The sequence below is a fragment of the Ignavibacteriota bacterium genome (assembly GCA_019637995.1).
In the GTDB taxonomy this organism is placed as follows: Bacteria; Bacteroidota; Ignavibacteria; order Kapaibacteriales; family UBA2268; genus JANJTB01.
The window spans coordinates 1,321,848-1,337,696 of sequence record JAHBUQ010000001.1 but is presented as its reverse complement, the minus strand read 5'-3'; the positions used below and the strand labels follow the sequence as shown (position 1 = coordinate 1,337,696).

The following is a 15,849-nucleotide window of genomic DNA, read 5'->3' as shown; positions in this document are numbered from 1 at the left end:
AGTTATTACTCTAACTCATCTCTTCCATGCCTTTGAATTTCCGGCGTAGGCGTGTTCTGATTGTGATAGCAGTGATATTTAGCAGCAAGACTATCAGAATTAGAAGCAGAGTAGTCATATAAACCATTGGAATGGCAGCTTCGATATTCGGCGATTGAAAGCCTACGTCATAAATATGAAAGCCGAGGTGCATAAATTTTCTGTCTAGATGAAAGAAAGGGAAATTCCAGTCGAAAGGAAGTGCCGGAGCCAATTTTACAACACCTGTTATCATTAGAGGTGCAACTTCACCGGCACCTCTTGCCATTGCAAGAATTACACCTGTCATAATTCCTGGAGCAGCTGCAGGTAAAATTATTCGGTATGTTGTTTGCCATTTAGTTGCTCCGAGAGCCATAGATGCTTCACGTATTCCAAGTGGGATTGATTCTAAAGCTTCTTCGGTTGACACTATCACTACCGGTACAGTAAGGAGTGCAAGAGTCAGAGATGCCCATAAGATTCCGCCAGTTCCCCAAGTCGGTGCAGGCAGACTCTCCGGAAAGAATAGCTGGTCAATTGTTCCTCCAACGGTATAAATAAAGAATCCTAATCCGAATATGCCAAATACTATTGATGGCACTCCTGCGAGATTATTTACGGCAATTCTAACAACCCTGACCATCCAGACCTGATTTGCATATTCACGCAGATACAGTGCCGTGAGTACGCCGAGTGGTACAGCAGCAAGACTCATCAACATAACCATAAGTACAGTGCCGAAAATTGCCGGAAAAATTCCGCCTTCTGTATTTGATTCACGCGGCTCACTTGAAATAAAACTGATTATTTTTTCTATTGCAAATATAATTTTATCCCAAAAATTCATTATATTGGGCTGGTACGCCCTGAATACTTGTATCAGGGGCAGTGACTTTGTATAACCATTCGCAGCTCTCAGCAATACAGTATAATTCGAGCTTATTTTAAGAAGCGAATCAGTTATATCTCTGTAGAAAAAATATTTATTATTTAGTATTTCGATATTATTTTCTAACTGGCGAATTTCTTTAGAATTGTCAACATTTTTTAATCTCTGCTCATAATCCAGCTTTTTGATTTTTGTTCTTGATTTATCAATCTGAAAATTTACGCTGCTGATTTCATTGCTTTCAATTTGATTTATTTCATTTCTGAGCTTTTCTGAATATTCCAAATATTTGGCAAATTTGCTTTCAAATTGCTCTGAACCATATTCATATTTGTGATTATTAATCAAAACACCTTCAATATAACCGAAGAAATTGCCAAATTCGAGTCGCTCGACTATAAATGCATCATCAGGTGTATAATCAACTTCTAAAATTTCTTCCATATCCAGCCAAATGAAATCATAACCGTAATAATCACGGTTTGCAACCCTAATCTGAACCCTGCTATGATTATTCTCAATCTCGGCAGTCCCACTTTTTGAATCACTGTTTTGAAACTTAATAATTTGTCCGAGAAAAACTTGATTGTCATTAGTAGTAATACTGACAATCTGCTTCGGAACGTAATAATCTGAGCCATTGCCAATAATAAGAATCAGCATACCGACTATCATAATCAAAGTAATACCCAGCGCAATGCCGGTAAACCAAATAAAAATATCACTATGACTTATTTTGTTATTCATAATTAAAGGTTTTGATATTTTCTCCTGAGTTTCTGGCGAACAAGTTCAGCGGCTGTATTTATAATAAAAGTAATAACAAATAGCAGCGAAGCAGAAAGGAACAGCACTCTGTAAAGTGTTCCACCGACAGGTGCCTCGGGAATTTCAATAGCAATATTGGCTGATAAAGTTCGCATTCCGTTGAAAATACTCCAATCCATAATCGGTGTATTTCCGGTTGCCATCAGTACAATCATCGTTTCTCCAATCGCCCTTCCAAAACCAATCATTATAGCCGAAAAAATGCCGGGGCTGGCTGTAGGAATTATTACTCTGCGTGCTGTCTGCCATTTGTCAGCTCCCAGAGCAAAAGCCGCCGAAGTCAAACTTTTTGGGACATTATGAAGAGAATCTTCGCTTATTGTATAAATAATCGGAATAACTGCGAAACCAAGAGCAAACCCAACTACAATGCCGTTTCTCTGTTCATATTGAATATCAAAATTATTAAGAAGCCATAATTTGAAATCACCACCAAAAAATCCTACTTCAACAAAATCACCTAATAAATATGCTGCAAAACCACTTATCAAAATTACAGGTATTATTGCTGCGATTTCGTAACCTTCCCTGATAAATATTCGTTCATTATTTTTTACCTGCAGAAAATTAATGATAAAGACTATTGTGGTTAATAAAAGCGATATAATAATAAATAAATTCATTGCGGGTAAAAATTTATCAAGTATCGGTGCTAACCATATTCCCGCTAAAAAGCCAATAACTACGCTTGGCAATGCAGCCATCATTTCAATAGTAGGTTTTATAAAATCCCTAACCTTTTTATTCATAAAAAGTGCTGTATAGATAGCACCCAAAAGTGCAATTGGTACAGCAAAAAGCAAGGCAAAAAAAGTCCCTTTCAATGTGCCGAAAAGCAATGGCATTAGCGAGAACTTTGGCTCAAAATCATCAGTACCACCTGTGGACTGCCAGACATAATCAGCATCTTTATAACCCTCATAGAGAACTTTTCCAAATACTGTCTTAAAAGTAAATTCAGTATGTTGACCTTCGATATCGAAATTGAAAAGAGAGCCGTCTGAAAGTAATGCAGATGCACCATCAGCTTTGGGAGCGAAAGCTAAATCTATAACTTTATGATTGGTTCTGCCGTTAAGGTCGAGAATTCTATCGCCTGTTGTAAGGTGATATAAAAAAATATCTCCAATATTATCCCCAACTATAAAGCTTTTATTTCTTGAAGATACTGCAATTGAAGTTATTGGGGCATTGTGACTTTGAAATTTCTTGAATTTCACAAATTTCCATCCGTGATGATTATCAGAGTCCTGATAATGCGTATAGGATTCAAGCTCTCCTTTTGAATTTCCTACAACAAAAGTTTGGTCACCAAGTATGAATGTAAGTGAAGTAATTGGATTGTTAAAATCGTGAATTATTTGAATATATTGAGGATTGTAAGGGTTTTTCAAAGAATAATATAAAATTTTTCCGCTAAGAGTTCCAATTAGCAATTTTTCGCTCATATCATCAATATTGACAGATGTAATAATGTCATTTGTACTCAAGGGAATATCGGCTGTGAAAATATCAACTGATTCATCACCTGTAAGAAAATTTCTATCAATATTGAATGATTTCAGGAATAATTTGTTATCAGAATTTTGATAAAATATAGTTTTCAAATCCTGATATGGTGCTCTGAAAATTGATTTTTTTATCGGTAAGCGATTGGTATCAGCAAGGAAATAGTCAACAAGTTCAATTTTGGGTTCAATAATTCTTAATGAATTTACATCAAATGAAATACTGTAAGCAATAAAAATAGCAGCTATATATCCATCACTTGTTCCTAATGCGACATAATTGTCATTTAATGATTTGCTGCATGAACTTATTTGCTTGCCGTAAATACTATCAATTTCAACACGCTTGATAAGTTCATTTTCAGACATATCAAAAAAATCAATGTATCCTTTATCATTGAGAATATATGCAATCTCTTTGTATTCATCCACTCCGGTAAGTAGTGCCTTTGGATTGTTACTGAAATTATGGAGTTTAATTTCAGCAGTTTTTGATGAGGTTGTTTTTGAAATTAGAGGGAATGCTTCCCAAAGAACAAATGCAAGAATTCCGATTACAGCAATTATTGTGACCAAGCCACCTGAGTAAATAATAAATGTAGCAAACTTATCACTAAATTTAGCTGAAATTAGTGAATTGAACTTAAGAAATTTTTTATTTTTAAATTCAGGCAACATTTAATTAATTTTTTTATTAATTTCATCGTAAATTATTTTTGCAGTCATTGGTAAAAAACCATCCTTAACAACGATTGACTGCCCCTCATTACTTAAAATAAAACTCAGGAACTCTTTTACAAGCGGGTCTAAAGTTTTGTTCGGAGCTTTATTAATATATATGAACATAAACCTGCTGAGCGGGTACTTACCTTTCAGAACATTCTGATAACTTGGTTCCTCAAGCTCGGAATTGTACCTTTTCGAGATCGGTAGTGTTTTAACACCGGATGTTCTGTAGCCAATACCACTGTAACCGATAGCATATTTATCGTAACTTATTCCCTGAACAACAGACGCCGAACCGGGTTGCTCTTTTACATTATCCTTGAAATCGCCTTTGAATAAAGCATGCTCTTTGAAAAATCCGTAAGTTCCAGAAGCAGAATTTCTACCGTAAATACTGATAGGTCTGTTTGACCAGTAATCCCCTTTCAATCCAAGTTCTCCCCATTTTGAGATGTTACTTCTAAAACCACCTCGCCTTGTTTTTGAAAATATAGCATCAACTTTGTCTATAGATATTGATTCCAAAGGATTATCTTTATTTACATAGATAGCAAGTGCATCAATAGCGACCCTTATTTCAGTCGGCTTATAACCGAATTTTTTTTCAAATTTGTCAATTTCTTCTTTTTTCATTGGTCTTGACATTGGTCCAAGCTGTGCAGTGCCACTTATTAATGCCGGTGGAGCTGTTGACGAGCCTTTGCCTTCAATTTGAATTCGTACATTCGGATAGAATTTCTGAAAACCTTCCAGCCAAAGAGTAAGAAGATTATTCATTGAATCAGAGCCAATACTGCTTAAATTGCCTGAAATTCCGCTTGTTTTTTTATATTTTGGAATTGCATCATCAACTTCAATATTCTCTGCTTTAATAATATTAGAGGTGAAAATTACCCCTGATAATATTATTATTGAATAAAATAAAATACTAATGTTGATTTTCATATATTGCCAGATTTAGTTAATTTATTTATAATAATTTACTTAGGTTGATTCATGATTTCAAGTGCTTCTTTCTTCCATGATTCATAATGATCATTAATAATTTCTTGTCTTGCAGTTCTGACAAGATTCAGATAGAAAGCAATATTATGCATAGTAGCAAGCTGCAAAGCCAAAATTTCCTGCGAAATGAAAAGATGCCTCAGATATCCGAGTGAGAAATTTCTGCTTGCATAAGAATCAATATTTTCATCAATTGGCTCATCAGATAATTTATACTGAGAATTCTTCAAATTAATCTTTCCACGTGAAGTAAATAACTGCCCGTTACGCGCATTGCGGGTTGGAAGCACACAATCGAACATATCAATACCACGCTCAATACACTCCAGAAGGTTTTCGGGAGTGCCAACACCCATTAAGTATCTTGGCTTATCCTTAGGCAGAAAATCAGTAGATAAATCGGTAAGGTCGTACATAACTTCAGTAGGCTCACCCACAGAAAGTCCGCCTATTGCATTTCCATCAAAATCAATATCAATCATTCTCTCAATATATTCTTTCCTTAAATTCGGGTACATTCCGCCCTGACCAATTCCAAACTGAAACTGTTTGTGACCGTAAAGGGGCTCGGAAGAATCGAAATGTACTTTTGAGCGTTTAGCCCAGTCAAGTGAAAGTTCCATTGATTTAGCAGTATAATTCTCATCAGCAGGGTATGGCACACACTCATCTAAAACCATCAAAATATCTGAACCCAAGTTAAGCTGGATATCAACTACAGATTCAGGAGAAAAGAAATGCTTCGAGCCATCAATATGCGATTTAAATTCGGCTCCTTCTTTAGTTAGTTTGCGCATATCCTGAAGTGAGAATATTTGGTAGCCGCCGCTATCTGTAAGTATAACTCTGTCCCAATTAATAAATTTGTGTAAGCCACCGAAATGATTTATGACATTATCGCCGGGTCGTAAATACAAATGATAAGTATTTCCTAATATAATTTTTGCATCAAGTTCTATTAAATCCTTTTGCATAATGGCTTTGACTGTGCCTGCAGTACCAACCGGCATAAATATCGGCGTTGGTATTATACCATGGTCAGTATTGAGAAATCCTGCACGGGCTTTGGATTTTTCAGATTGTTTTTCTAAAGTGTATAAGTTGTTCATTAAACATAATTTCAATTATAATTCTAAATATGATTAAACGTTATTTATGGTTCTTTATTTATAAATTTATACAATTATGTATATTTAATCGTCAATACCTTTTTGGAATTATAATTTATGGATAACAATGTCTGAATTAAATCAAATACATGCAACCACTGTAATTGGCATTCTTAAAGACGGTAAAGCTGCTATGGGCTCTGATGGGCAGGTCAGTTTCGGCAATACTGTTTTGAAGCATAATGCAAAGAAAGTGCGTTTGCTATATAATAATACTATTCTTGCTGGTTTTGCAGGTGCTACTGCCGACGCTTTTACACTAATTCAAAGGTTTGAAGAAAAAATTGAATCAAACCGTGGCAACCTCCAGCGTGCTTCAATCGAACTTGCAAAAGACTGGCGAACCGACCGCTACCTTAGAAGGCTTGAAGCAATGCTGGCTGTAATGAATAATAAGGATGTATTTCTAATAAGTGGTACAGGTGATGTAATCGAACCTGAAGACAATATAATTGCTATCGGTTCAGGTGGTCCTTTTGCTCTGTCTGCCGCTCGCGCTTTAATGAATCACACTGGATACGAGCCAAAACAGATTGTCGAAGAATCACTGAAAATTGCAGCTGAAATATGCATCTATACTAACGGTCATTTAACTATTGAAACACTTGATAATAATTAAAAAATGAGAATAACGGATATGGAAAATTTAATAGAGAACAAAATCGATAACGAAGAAAAATTAGCACTCAGAAAATCATATTTGACACCCAAACAAATTGTATCAGAGCTTGATAAATTCATTATTGGTCAGGATGCAGCAAAAAAAGCAGTTGCTATTGCTCTCAGAAACCGCTGGAGGCGCCAGAATGTAGAAAGCGAAATCAAACATGAAATTATGCCGAATAATATTATAATGATTGGTCCTACAGGTGTCGGTAAAACTGAAATTGCACGACGTCTTGCCAAACTTGCAAACGCTCCTTTTGTAAAAGTTGAAGCTACAAAATTTACTGAAGTTGGTTATGTTGGTCGCGATGTAGAATCTATGGTCAGAGATTTGGCTGAAAAATCTGTAGGTATTGTAAAAGATGAGCACCTCGAATCAAAGAAAGGAGATGCAATTATAGCAGCCGAAAATCGCATACTGGATATTTTAATTCCACCTGTGAAAAAATCTCCATCATTTGATAATGCAAGCGAAGATGAAATTGAAGAAAATTCTGCAACACGTGAAAAATTTCGTCAAATGCTCAAAAATGGAGTAATGGATGAAAGAATTATTGAAGTGGAAGTGATGGTTGACCAGACTCCGAATCTTCACGTACTTGGTCCGATGGGTATGGATGAAATCGGGATGAATCTTCAGGATATTTTTGGCAATATGATGCCTAAGAAAAGAAAAGCTCGCAAGATGAAAGTATCTGAAGCCCGACTCTTAATCGAAAAAGAAGAAGCAGACAAGCTCATTGATATGGAAGCTGTTGTTCGGGATGCACTCCGTCGTGCCGAAAATTCAGGTATAATATTCATTGATGAAATTGACAAGATTGCATCCAGAAGTGGAGCCGGCTCAGGTCCTGATGTTTCCCGTGAAGGTGTTCAGAGGGATTTACTGCCGATTGTTGAAGGATGCTCGGTAAATACCAAATACGGTATGGTAAATACTGATCATGTGCTTTTTATTGCTTCCGGTGCTTTTCATGTTTCCAAGCCATCAGACTTAGTGCCTGAACTTCAGGGGCGTTTTCCTATCAGGGTTGAGCTTAAAAGCCTTACTGAAGAGGATTTCGTGAGAATTCTTACTCAACCCGAAAATGCACTCATTAAACAGTATCAGGCTTTAATCCTGACTGAAGGAATTGAGCTTAATTTTGATGAAACAGGAATCAAAGAAATCGCTTCACTTGCCGCAAAAGTCAATGATGAAGTTACAAATATCGGAGCGAGGAGATTGCATACAATTATGTCAACTCTGCTGGAAGAAATTATGTTCAAGGCTCCTGATGATATCGAATCATTTAATATCATCATCAATGATGAAAAAGTCCGGGATGTGCTGAAAGATATTGTCCAAAATACAGACCTTAGTAAATACATCCTGTAAATATAGATTTTAATATTAATTCTTAAAGGGGCGAGAAATCGCCCCTTTTGTTTGTTGCAAAGGGCTGTTGCCCTTTGTTGATTAACACGTCATTTTCTCTCAGAATTTGTCCTCTTTGTGTTCGACAATAAATTCGAATTTCCCACTTGATGACCCCAAAAAGTAAAAAATACTAATTATTTATAGTAAGCAAATTATTTGTAACTTTTTTTGTATTTGAAGTGTTTAGGTATTATAAAATATGTTATTTTAGTAAAAGTTATTTAACAAATATCTGGCATGAATATCATGAAACAACTAAAAACAAGAGCTTTGCTCTTATCGCTTGTGGCAATACTATTTGCCGCATCTACTGCTGATTCTTTTGCTCAGCTCACGAAGATTTGGGACAGAAGTAATGAAAATTTATCATTTCAATGGCTTTGTAAGAAAGGCAAACTTGCTGTTGTAAACGGTAATAATGTTCTGATTGACTTGAGTAATGGGCAGACATTATTCAATGTCAAAATGCCGGAATATATCTACCTTGATAATTCCGGAAAAAGATTCTTTGTTTCAAATAATCAGGATGAAGTTTGCAAAGTATATGATAGATTCACACTTGAATATATCGAAGATATACAATTCAGACGTTATACTGATGGCTATATAGCACCTGATGATTCAACAAGAGTTGAATTTGTCAGACAGACTCATACATTAAATTTTTGGAATATATATTCCAATGAATTGAAGGAGAGTTACAAAATTCCGAATACACCTGATGAACCTGCTTACAGCATAGCTCCCGGTTCTGTATTTTCAAATGATGGCAGATACCTCGCTTTTCATTTTAAGAGAACATCTGATGCTGTTCAAAACAACTTTCTTTTATACGACAGACAGACCAGGGAATTGATAATGAAAATGGCATTACCTGTTAACAATTTCCTTGTTTATCAGTTCTTTAATAAAAGTAATCTGATGGCGTACTCTGAAAATATAAAATTACCCGAAGATGACAAACCATACTCTTACATACGAATATATGACCCAGACAAAAGAGAGGTGGTGAAGAATATTAAAATGTCAAATGTTGAAAATGGAGTATTTTATTTTTTGTTGAATCAAAATGATAATTACTTTATTTATTCTTTGGTTCCCTCCAATGATAAGAGATTTTATGATATTGTTAATGATAAGAAACTGGATTTTGTACTTTCAAATATACCAGGTCCTTTTTATCTTGATGATTCACTCTATGTTGCAGGTTCATTTGAAGGTTACAAATTCGATTGGAACGTTGTAAGTGTTGACGATGAACCAAATCCAATTATTCCGGTCATCTACCCCTAACCCACTATCAACTCAATCAATCTTGATATTGATGAAAAATATTACAATGGCCAATGGCAGTTGACTGATTTGAGTGGAAGAGTTATACTGAATGGAATTATACCCCATACTCCACTACTACAAATCAATATAGAAGCTCTACCACCACAAACCTACATGCTACGTTTACAAATGGGAAGCAATACATTAACTTACAAAGTACAGAAAATATAGGAGAAACGCACATGAAAAAGATAATAATTTTCCTCGCAGTATTCTTATTAGCAGTAAGATGTTTATAGAAATAAAGTTTAGGGTATCAATTTGACCTCGAAGAGGTCAGATGTTTATAGAATAATTTTTAGGGCGTCAATTCGACCTCGAAGAGGTCGCATAGTTATCCGCAATATATTTTCTATAAACATGCAACTTTTTCAGAGTTAAAAGAAAAATAGGAACGTTTCAAGAACATTTGCTATTAATAGTACACAACTACGTTGTTATTTCAAAGCCCTAACCCCCAGCACCGATAACATTTGCTATTAATGGTACACAACTACGTTGTTATTTCAAAGTCCTAACCCCCAGCACCGATACCATTTGCTATTAATGGTACACAACTACGTTGCTTTTCCGAAACCCTAACTCCGAACCCTGAAAATTTGTCTTGCTATTTCTTAGATTTGATTAAGATTTTATTCAGAATATGTTTTGAAATACTAAATAATAGTTTCTTTCTGCTCGAAATATATATTTTTATAATTGAAAGAAATTATTTCCCTAATGAATTATGTTCAGATTTCGGTTGAAAGAGTTTCGATTAGGTCAAAATGTGTAGTATTTTAGTTAGAATTACAATTTTTTTCTGCGAAACTCATTCGGAGTTCTGCAAAAACCATTCGGAGTTCTGCAAAAACCTTTCGGAGTTCTGCAAAAACCTTTCGGAGTTCTGCAAAAACCTTTCGGAGTTCTGCAAAAACCATTCGGAGTTCTGCAAAAACCATTCGGAGTTCTGCAAAAACCATTCGGAGTACTGTAAATACCATTCGGAGTTCTGCAAAAACCTTTCGGAGTTCTGCAAATACCATTCGGAGTTCTGCAAATACCTTTCGGAGTTCTGCAAAAAAGAATTTATTGAAACGCCCCGAATGCTTCACTAAGTTTATCCTGAGCGAAGTCGAAGAATGTCTGAAAGGACATTTCAACAACGCTCAGATAAAATAAACTATTTAGATAATTTTTTTTGAGCAAACCAATTCAATTTAATAATTCAAGCTATTTCAAAAGTACTCTTAAACAATACCATTTCGCTTGATAATATCTCTTGCTATTACGAGCTTTTGAATTTCACTTGTTCCTTCAAAAATCCTGTTTATACGAGCGTCACGATAGAACCTTTCAATAGGTAATTCTCGCGAAAATCCCATACCGCCATGAATTTGCATAGCATAATCAACACATTTGTCAAGGGCTTCGGAGCAGTATAATTTAACCATTGCACTTTGGCGTGAGAGCATTTCATGCTTGTCGTAAAGGACTGCAGTACGGTAAACAAGTGATTCGGCAGTGTAAATTAGAGTAGTCATTTCTGCAATCATAAATTGTATTGCCTGGAAATTTGCAATTGGCTCACCGAATTGCTTGCGCTCTTTTGCATATTTAGTGGACATTTCCAAAAGTTCTTTGCAAGCCCCGAGACAAGCAGCTCCAAGACCAAGTCTTCCGGCATCAAGAGTTTTCATAGCAAGTAAAAATCCCCTGCCATCAGTGCCAAGCATATTTTCATTAGGAACCCGAACATTATCAAAAGTCAGAGATGAAGTCTTGCTACCACGAATACCCATTTTCTTTTCCGGTGCTCCTGCAGAAAAGCCCTCTGCGCCTTTTTCAACGACAAAACCTGTAATTCCACGGGATGTACGAGCAAATACCGAGAAAATATCGGCAAAAGGACCATTTGTAATCCATAATTTTTCTCCGTTTATAACCCATTCATCTCCGTCTTGCTCTGCTCTGGTTTTGAGGTCGAATGCATCTGAGCCTGCACGTTCTTCAGTTAATGCAAATGCAGCTACTTTTTCTCCGGTTGCCAGAGGAACTACGAACTTATTCCTAATAAACTCGCTTCCACCCATATAAATTGAATTTGTACCAATCGAAACATGTGCCCCAATAAATGTTGCAGTTGATAAGCAAGCCCTGCCAATTTCTTCCTGTATCAGACAGTAACCGACCTCGCCAAATCCTGAGCCACCGTATTCAATCGGGAATGCCGCACCCAAGATACCTAATTCTCCGATTTTGTCAATTATTTCACGGGGAATTTCTTCATTTTCATCTATTTGAGCCGCAATTGGTTTAAGTTCGTTGTTAACGAAATCCTTAACCATGTCTCTGAGCATATTCTGCTCTTCTGTAAAAACTAATTCAAACATTTAATCACCATATAAGTTTTAAAAAAAAATAATTTTTAATTACTACTTTATAAAAATAACAAAAATAGCATTTTTTCTCTAAGTATTAAAAAAATAAAGTTAAATATGAAAATTATGACATTTATATGAATAAGAAATTTTTATTAATTGGAAAATATTGTTTTGTAATACAAATCATATCTCAATCATTATCTTTTTAATTTTTTTTTAAGTACCTGCACAATAATAAAAAATATGTTTCGTGATAGCATTAGCACTCAATGCAAATGAGTGCTAACTTATTTCCGAGAAACATTGAGTGGTTCTTTGTAAATTGAAATCTAAAAATAAATTTTAAGTTAATTTTATACATTTTTTTGTTAACTTTTTTAACAAATTTTAAGGAGATTTATCATGGCTTTAAAACCATTGCACGATCGCATTATCGTTAAAGCAGCTCAGGCTGAAGAAACTACTAAAGGCGGAATTATCATTCCCGATACCGCTAAAGAAAAACCAATGCAGGGCGAAGTTCTTGCTGTTGGTCAGGGCAAAGTATCAGAAGACGGTAAAATCACGCCGCTTCAGGTTAAAGTTGGCGATGTAGTACTTTATGGCAAATATGCCGGTACTGAAGTAAGTGTTGACGGTGATGAGTTACTCATCATGCGCGAAAGTGATGTTTTTGCGATTATTGACTAATTTTGTAAACCAATTAAAATATAAAGGAGATTATTTAGATGTCAGCTAAATTAATTAATTATGATGTAGAAGCTCGTTCAGCCCTCAAAAAAGGTGTTGACCAGCTTGCAGATGCAGTAAAAGTTACACTTGGACCAAAAGGTCGTAATGTAATCATTGACAAAAAATTCGGCGCTCCTACCGTTACTAAAGACGGTGTTACAGTTGCCAAAGAAATCGAATTAGCAGACCCAATCGAGAATATGGGCGCTAACATGGTTCGCGAAGTTGCTTCAAAGACTTCAGATGTTGCCGGTGACGGTACTACAACTGCTACAGTTCTTGCTCAGGCAATTTACCGTGAAGGCTTAAAGAATGTTACAGCGGGTGCAAATCCAATGGACCTCAAACGCGGTATTGACCTTGCAGTTGCTTCAATCACAGCAGGTTTGAAAGAAATCAGCCGTGAAGTTGAAGGCAAAAAAGAAATCGCTCAGGTTGGAACAATTTCAGCTAATAACGACTCTACTATCGGCGAACTTATTGCAGAAGCAATGGAAAAAGTCGGTAAAGACGGCGTAATTACAGTTGAAGAAGCTAAAGGTACTGAAACTTCTATGGAAACAGTAGAAGGTATGCAGTTCGACCGCGGTTATTTATCACCTTACTTCATCACTGATGCTGATTCAATGGAAGCAAAATTAGAAGATCCCTATATCTTAATCTATGATAAGAAAATTTCTGCTATCAAAGAACTTCTTCCAATTTTGGAAAAAGTTTCTCAGCACGGACGTTCATTGCTTATCATTGCTGAAGATTTGGAAGGCGAAGCACTTGCAACTTTAGTTGTAAACAAATTACGCGGTACATTACGTATTGCAGCAGTTAAAGCTCCGGGCTTTGGCGACCGCAGAAAAGCAATGCTCGAAGATATCGCAGTATTGACCGGTGGTACTGTAATCAGCGAAGAAAAGGGCTTCAAACTTGACCAAGCTCAGGTTTCATATCTCGGCAGTGCTAAAACTATTATTATTGACAAAGATAATACTACTGTTGTTGAAGGTGCCGGCTCAAGTGATGATATCAAGAAACGCGTAAACGAAATCCGCGTTCAGATGGAAAAAACTACAAGTGATTACGACCGCGAAAAATTACAGGAACGTCTTGCTAAATTAAGCGGTGGTGTTGCTGTTCTTAAAATCGGTGCTTCTACAGAAGTAGAAATGAAAGAGAAAAAAGCACGTGTAGAAGATGCTCTTCATGCCACACGCGCTGCTGTAGAAGAAGGTATCGTACCTGGTGGCGGTGTAGCTTACCTACGTGCTTTAACTAAACTCGATTCATTAAACACAATCAACGAAGACCAGAAAACAGGTGTTGCGATTATTCGCCGCGCTATTGAAGAACCAATTCGCCAAATCGTTACTAACGCCGGTGAAGAAGCTTCAGTTATTGTAAATGAAATCAAAGCCGGTGAAGGTGCTTACGGATATAATGCCTCAACCGGTGAGTATGGCAATTTATACGAAATGGGTGTTATTGACCCGACTAAGGTTAGTCGTGTAGCTCTTGAAAATGCCGCTTCAGTTGCTGGTTTACTCCTTACAACTGAATGTACAATCGTTGAAGCTCCACAGAAAGAATCACCAATGCCTCCAATGCCGGGTGGTATGGGCGGAATGGACGGAATGTACTAATCAATTGACAATTGATAATTTGCAATTGACAATTATTTTAAATCCCTGCTTTGAAAGAGGTGGGGATTTTTTTTTGAAATTATTTGGTCGAATCTGATTAATCAACTATTTTTGAATTTAACTATTAACATAAATTACAATAAATTTCATATATTTTCTGTAATACAAATATGAATGAAAAAGTTTTATATTGGATTGAACTATCGGTTTATGATTTAGATACTGCTAATGCTATGCTAATTAGCAAGAGATATATATAAGTTGGTTTTATGTGTCATTAAGTTATTGAAAAAATTTTCAAAGCACTTTATTTTAAGCTGAAAAATGAAACCCCTCCTTTCATTCATAGTTTATCAAACATCGCAAAAAAAGGAGATTTTTATGATATCCTTAGTGCGGAATTTATAAATTTTATTGATATTTTAGAGCCACTTAATATTGAATCCCGTTACCCAATCCATAAAGATAGAATACTAAAAAATCTAAATGAAGATAAATGTAATGATTTAATCAACAATACCAGGGAACTCCAAACATGGATTAAACGAAGTTATAGAATTAGTTAGAAGATACAAAAATTTACTAAAAGAAGAAATTGATTTTGACAAGGTTTATTTATTTGGGTCTTATGCTAAGGGTAATTATACTCAAGATAGTGATATAGATGTTGCAATTGTTGTAAATCAATTAGATGATGATTTCTTTAAAACCACTCCGATTCTTTGGAAATTGCGAAGACAGATAGATATTAGAATCGAGCCGGTGTTGATTGAAAACAAAAATGATTTCTCAGGATTTTTGGGTGAAATACAAAAATATGGTATAGAAGTGAATTAAATCCCTGCTTTGAAAGAGGCGGGGATTTTTTTTTGAAATTATTTAAAATTTTACTTCGTCTATAGCTAAAGTTTAATAAATCGAGTTGCCATTATGACACAAATTTCTGAATTAAGAACTATTTCAAGTAATAATTTAACTACCACCCAGCTATTATCTTTACTGGCTAATATCAATAAACCGCTATAAATAAGTGAAGATGATAAGCCACGTTGCGTTCTGCTTGATATTGAATCATATCAATAAATTAATGATACTATGAATATGTTGACTTTGATAAAACATTCCGAATCTGCAATTCAAAATGGTGAAATGATAGAAAATTCAGATGTATTCGCAAATCTGAGATTGAAAGTTTATAAAAAAATATTGTGTATTTTCAATTTTCGATTTACTTTTATGATGTCCGGTTGTAATATTTCAACTTCATTCCAAACTGAATAACAAAACCCATCATCATTTACAAATGAGTATAAAGCACGTGAAAATGTTTATACTCTCGCTACATTTCATTCATAAATTATGGTTTTCATTTTCTTAATCAGTCAGATACTTAAATATACTACCGGATTAGAATGTATCTTAATCATTGAGAAGCGAGTCGTTAATTACCGAAATTACAAAAAAAGCTATATTTATTAGCACAAATTCTGACTTTTATAAATTATAATTTCTATTATTAAACAAAATTTATTAATTTTACATTCATAATTAGT

Annotated in this window: 13 protein-coding genes and 1 pseudogene; 8 read left to right on the top strand and 6 right to left on the bottom strand. The window is 35.2% G+C overall.

Going from position 1 to position 15,849, the window contains the following annotated elements:
* Positions 1-10: 10 nt before the first annotated feature.
* Genes pstA through tgt form a run of 4 tightly spaced genes read right to left on the bottom strand, consistent with a single transcriptional unit; the run spans position 11 to position 6,086 of the window.
* A complete protein-coding gene (gene pstA, locus KF896_05220) occupies positions 11-1,657 on the bottom strand; it encodes a phosphate ABC transporter permease PstA (protein ID MBX3043098.1) in 1,647 nt (548 codons plus the stop codon).
* 2 nt (positions 1,658-1,659) lie between these two features.
* A complete protein-coding gene (locus tag KF896_05215; protein ID MBX3043097.1) occupies positions 1,660-3,924 on the bottom strand; it encodes an ABC transporter permease subunit in 2,265 nt (754 codons plus the stop codon).
* Positions 3,925-4,917 (bottom strand): phosphate ABC transporter substrate-binding protein, encoded by a 993-nt coding sequence (locus KF896_05210; GenBank protein MBX3043096.1) that lies wholly within the window; start codon positions 4,915-4,917, stop codon positions 3,925-3,927.
* Between the two features lie 35 nt (positions 4,918-4,952).
* Entirely contained in the window at positions 4,953-6,086 is a 1,134-nt protein-coding gene (gene tgt / locus KF896_05205) for a tRNA guanosine(34) transglycosylase Tgt (protein MBX3043095.1), read from the bottom strand.
* Between the two features lie 127 nt (positions 6,087-6,213).
* On the opposite strand from tgt, the gene hslV reads away from it, so the two are divergent.
* The 3 genes from hslV (at position 6,214) to KF896_05190 (ending at position 9,525) form a co-directional block, all read left to right on the top strand.
* On the top strand, positions 6,214-6,765 hold the full coding sequence (hslV, locus tag KF896_05200) for an ATP-dependent protease subunit HslV (protein ID MBX3043094.1): 552 nt from the start codon (positions 6,214-6,216) through the stop codon (positions 6,763-6,765).
* An 18-nt stretch (positions 6,766-6,783) separates the two neighbouring features.
* A complete protein-coding gene (gene hslU / locus KF896_05195) occupies positions 6,784-8,190 on the top strand; it encodes an ATP-dependent protease ATPase subunit HslU (protein MBX3043093.1) in 1,407 nt (468 codons plus the stop codon).
* A 288-nt stretch (positions 8,191-8,478) separates the two neighbouring features.
* Positions 8,479-9,525, top strand: coding sequence for a hypothetical protein (locus tag KF896_05190; protein ID MBX3043092.1), 1,047 nt, complete (start codon positions 8,479-8,481; stop codon positions 9,523-9,525).
* Between the two features lie 821 nt (positions 9,526-10,346).
* Here KF896_05190 and KF896_05185 read toward each other — a convergent pair.
* Both KF896_05185 and KF896_05180 read right to left on the bottom strand, forming a co-directional pair.
* Positions 10,347-10,661, bottom strand: a complete 315-nt coding sequence (locus KF896_05185; GenBank protein ID MBX3043091.1) for a hypothetical protein — start codon at positions 10,659-10,661, stop codon at positions 10,347-10,349.
* A gap of 135 nt (positions 10,662-10,796) precedes the next feature.
* Positions 10,797-11,939, bottom strand: a complete 1,143-nt coding sequence (locus KF896_05180) for an acyl-CoA dehydrogenase family protein (protein ID MBX3043090.1) — start codon at positions 11,937-11,939, stop codon at positions 10,797-10,799.
* Between the two features lie 393 nt (positions 11,940-12,332).
* Between KF896_05180 and groES the strand changes: the two genes are divergently transcribed.
* The 5 genes and pseudogenes from groES to KF896_05155 all read left to right on the top strand — a co-directional run bounded on the left by groES (position 12,333) and on the right by KF896_05155 (position 15,577).
* A complete protein-coding gene (gene groES / locus KF896_05175) occupies positions 12,333-12,620 on the top strand; it encodes a co-chaperone GroES (protein MBX3043089.1) in 288 nt (95 codons plus the stop codon).
* Positions 12,621-12,658: 38 nt separating this feature from the next.
* Positions 12,659-14,296, top strand: coding sequence for a chaperonin GroEL (gene groL / locus KF896_05170; GenBank protein ID MBX3043088.1), 1,638 nt, complete (start codon positions 12,659-12,661; stop codon positions 14,294-14,296).
* A 170-nt stretch (positions 14,297-14,466) separates the two neighbouring features.
* A pseudogene (locus tag KF896_05165) lies at positions 14,467-14,862 on the top strand (HEPN domain-containing protein).
* Positions 14,813-15,133 (top strand): nucleotidyltransferase domain-containing protein, encoded by a 321-nt coding sequence (locus KF896_05160; GenBank protein ID MBX3043087.1) that lies wholly within the window; start codon positions 14,813-14,815, stop codon positions 15,131-15,133. Before KF896_05165 ends, KF896_05160 begins: the two are co-directional and overlap by 50 nt.
* Positions 15,134-15,397: 264 nt before the next feature.
* Entirely contained in the window at positions 15,398-15,577 is a 180-nt protein-coding gene (locus KF896_05155; GenBank protein ID MBX3043086.1) for a hypothetical protein, read from the top strand.
* Positions 15,578-15,849 lie beyond the last annotated feature (272 nt).

Bases quoted from the DNA above. Each gene is read 5' to 3' on its own strand.
- pstA (MBX3043098.1), bottom strand. From the start codon at position 1,657: ATGAATAACAAAATAAGTCATAGTGATATTTTTATTTGGTTTACCGGC.
- KF896_05210 (MBX3043096.1), bottom strand. From the start codon at position 4,917: ATGAAAATCAACATTAGTATTTTATTTTATTCAATAATAATATTATCA.
- KF896_05190 (MBX3043092.1), top strand. From the start codon at position 8,479: ATGAAACAACTAAAAACAAGAGCTTTGCTCTTATCGCTTGTGGCAATA.
- KF896_05155 (MBX3043086.1), top strand. From the start codon at position 15,398: ATGTTGACTTTGATAAAACATTCCGAATCTGCAATTCAAAATGGTGAA.
- groL (MBX3043088.1), top strand. From the start codon at position 12,659: ATGTCAGCTAAATTAATTAATTATGATGTAGAAGCTCGTTCAGCCCTC.
- groES (MBX3043089.1), top strand. From the start codon at position 12,333: ATGGCTTTAAAACCATTGCACGATCGCATTATCGTTAAAGCAGCTCAG.
- hslV (MBX3043094.1), top strand. From the start codon at position 6,214: ATGTCTGAATTAAATCAAATACATGCAACCACTGTAATTGGCATTCTT.
- hslU (MBX3043093.1), top strand. From the start codon at position 6,784: ATGGAAAATTTAATAGAGAACAAAATCGATAACGAAGAAAAATTAGCA.
- tgt (MBX3043095.1), bottom strand. From the start codon at position 6,086: ATGAACAACTTATACACTTTAGAAAAACAATCTGAAAAATCCAAAGCC.
- KF896_05215 (MBX3043097.1), bottom strand. From the start codon at position 3,924: ATGTTGCCTGAATTTAAAAATAAAAAATTTCTTAAGTTCAATTCACTA.
- KF896_05180 (MBX3043090.1), bottom strand. From the start codon at position 11,939: ATGTTTGAATTAGTTTTTACAGAAGAGCAGAATATGCTCAGAGACATG.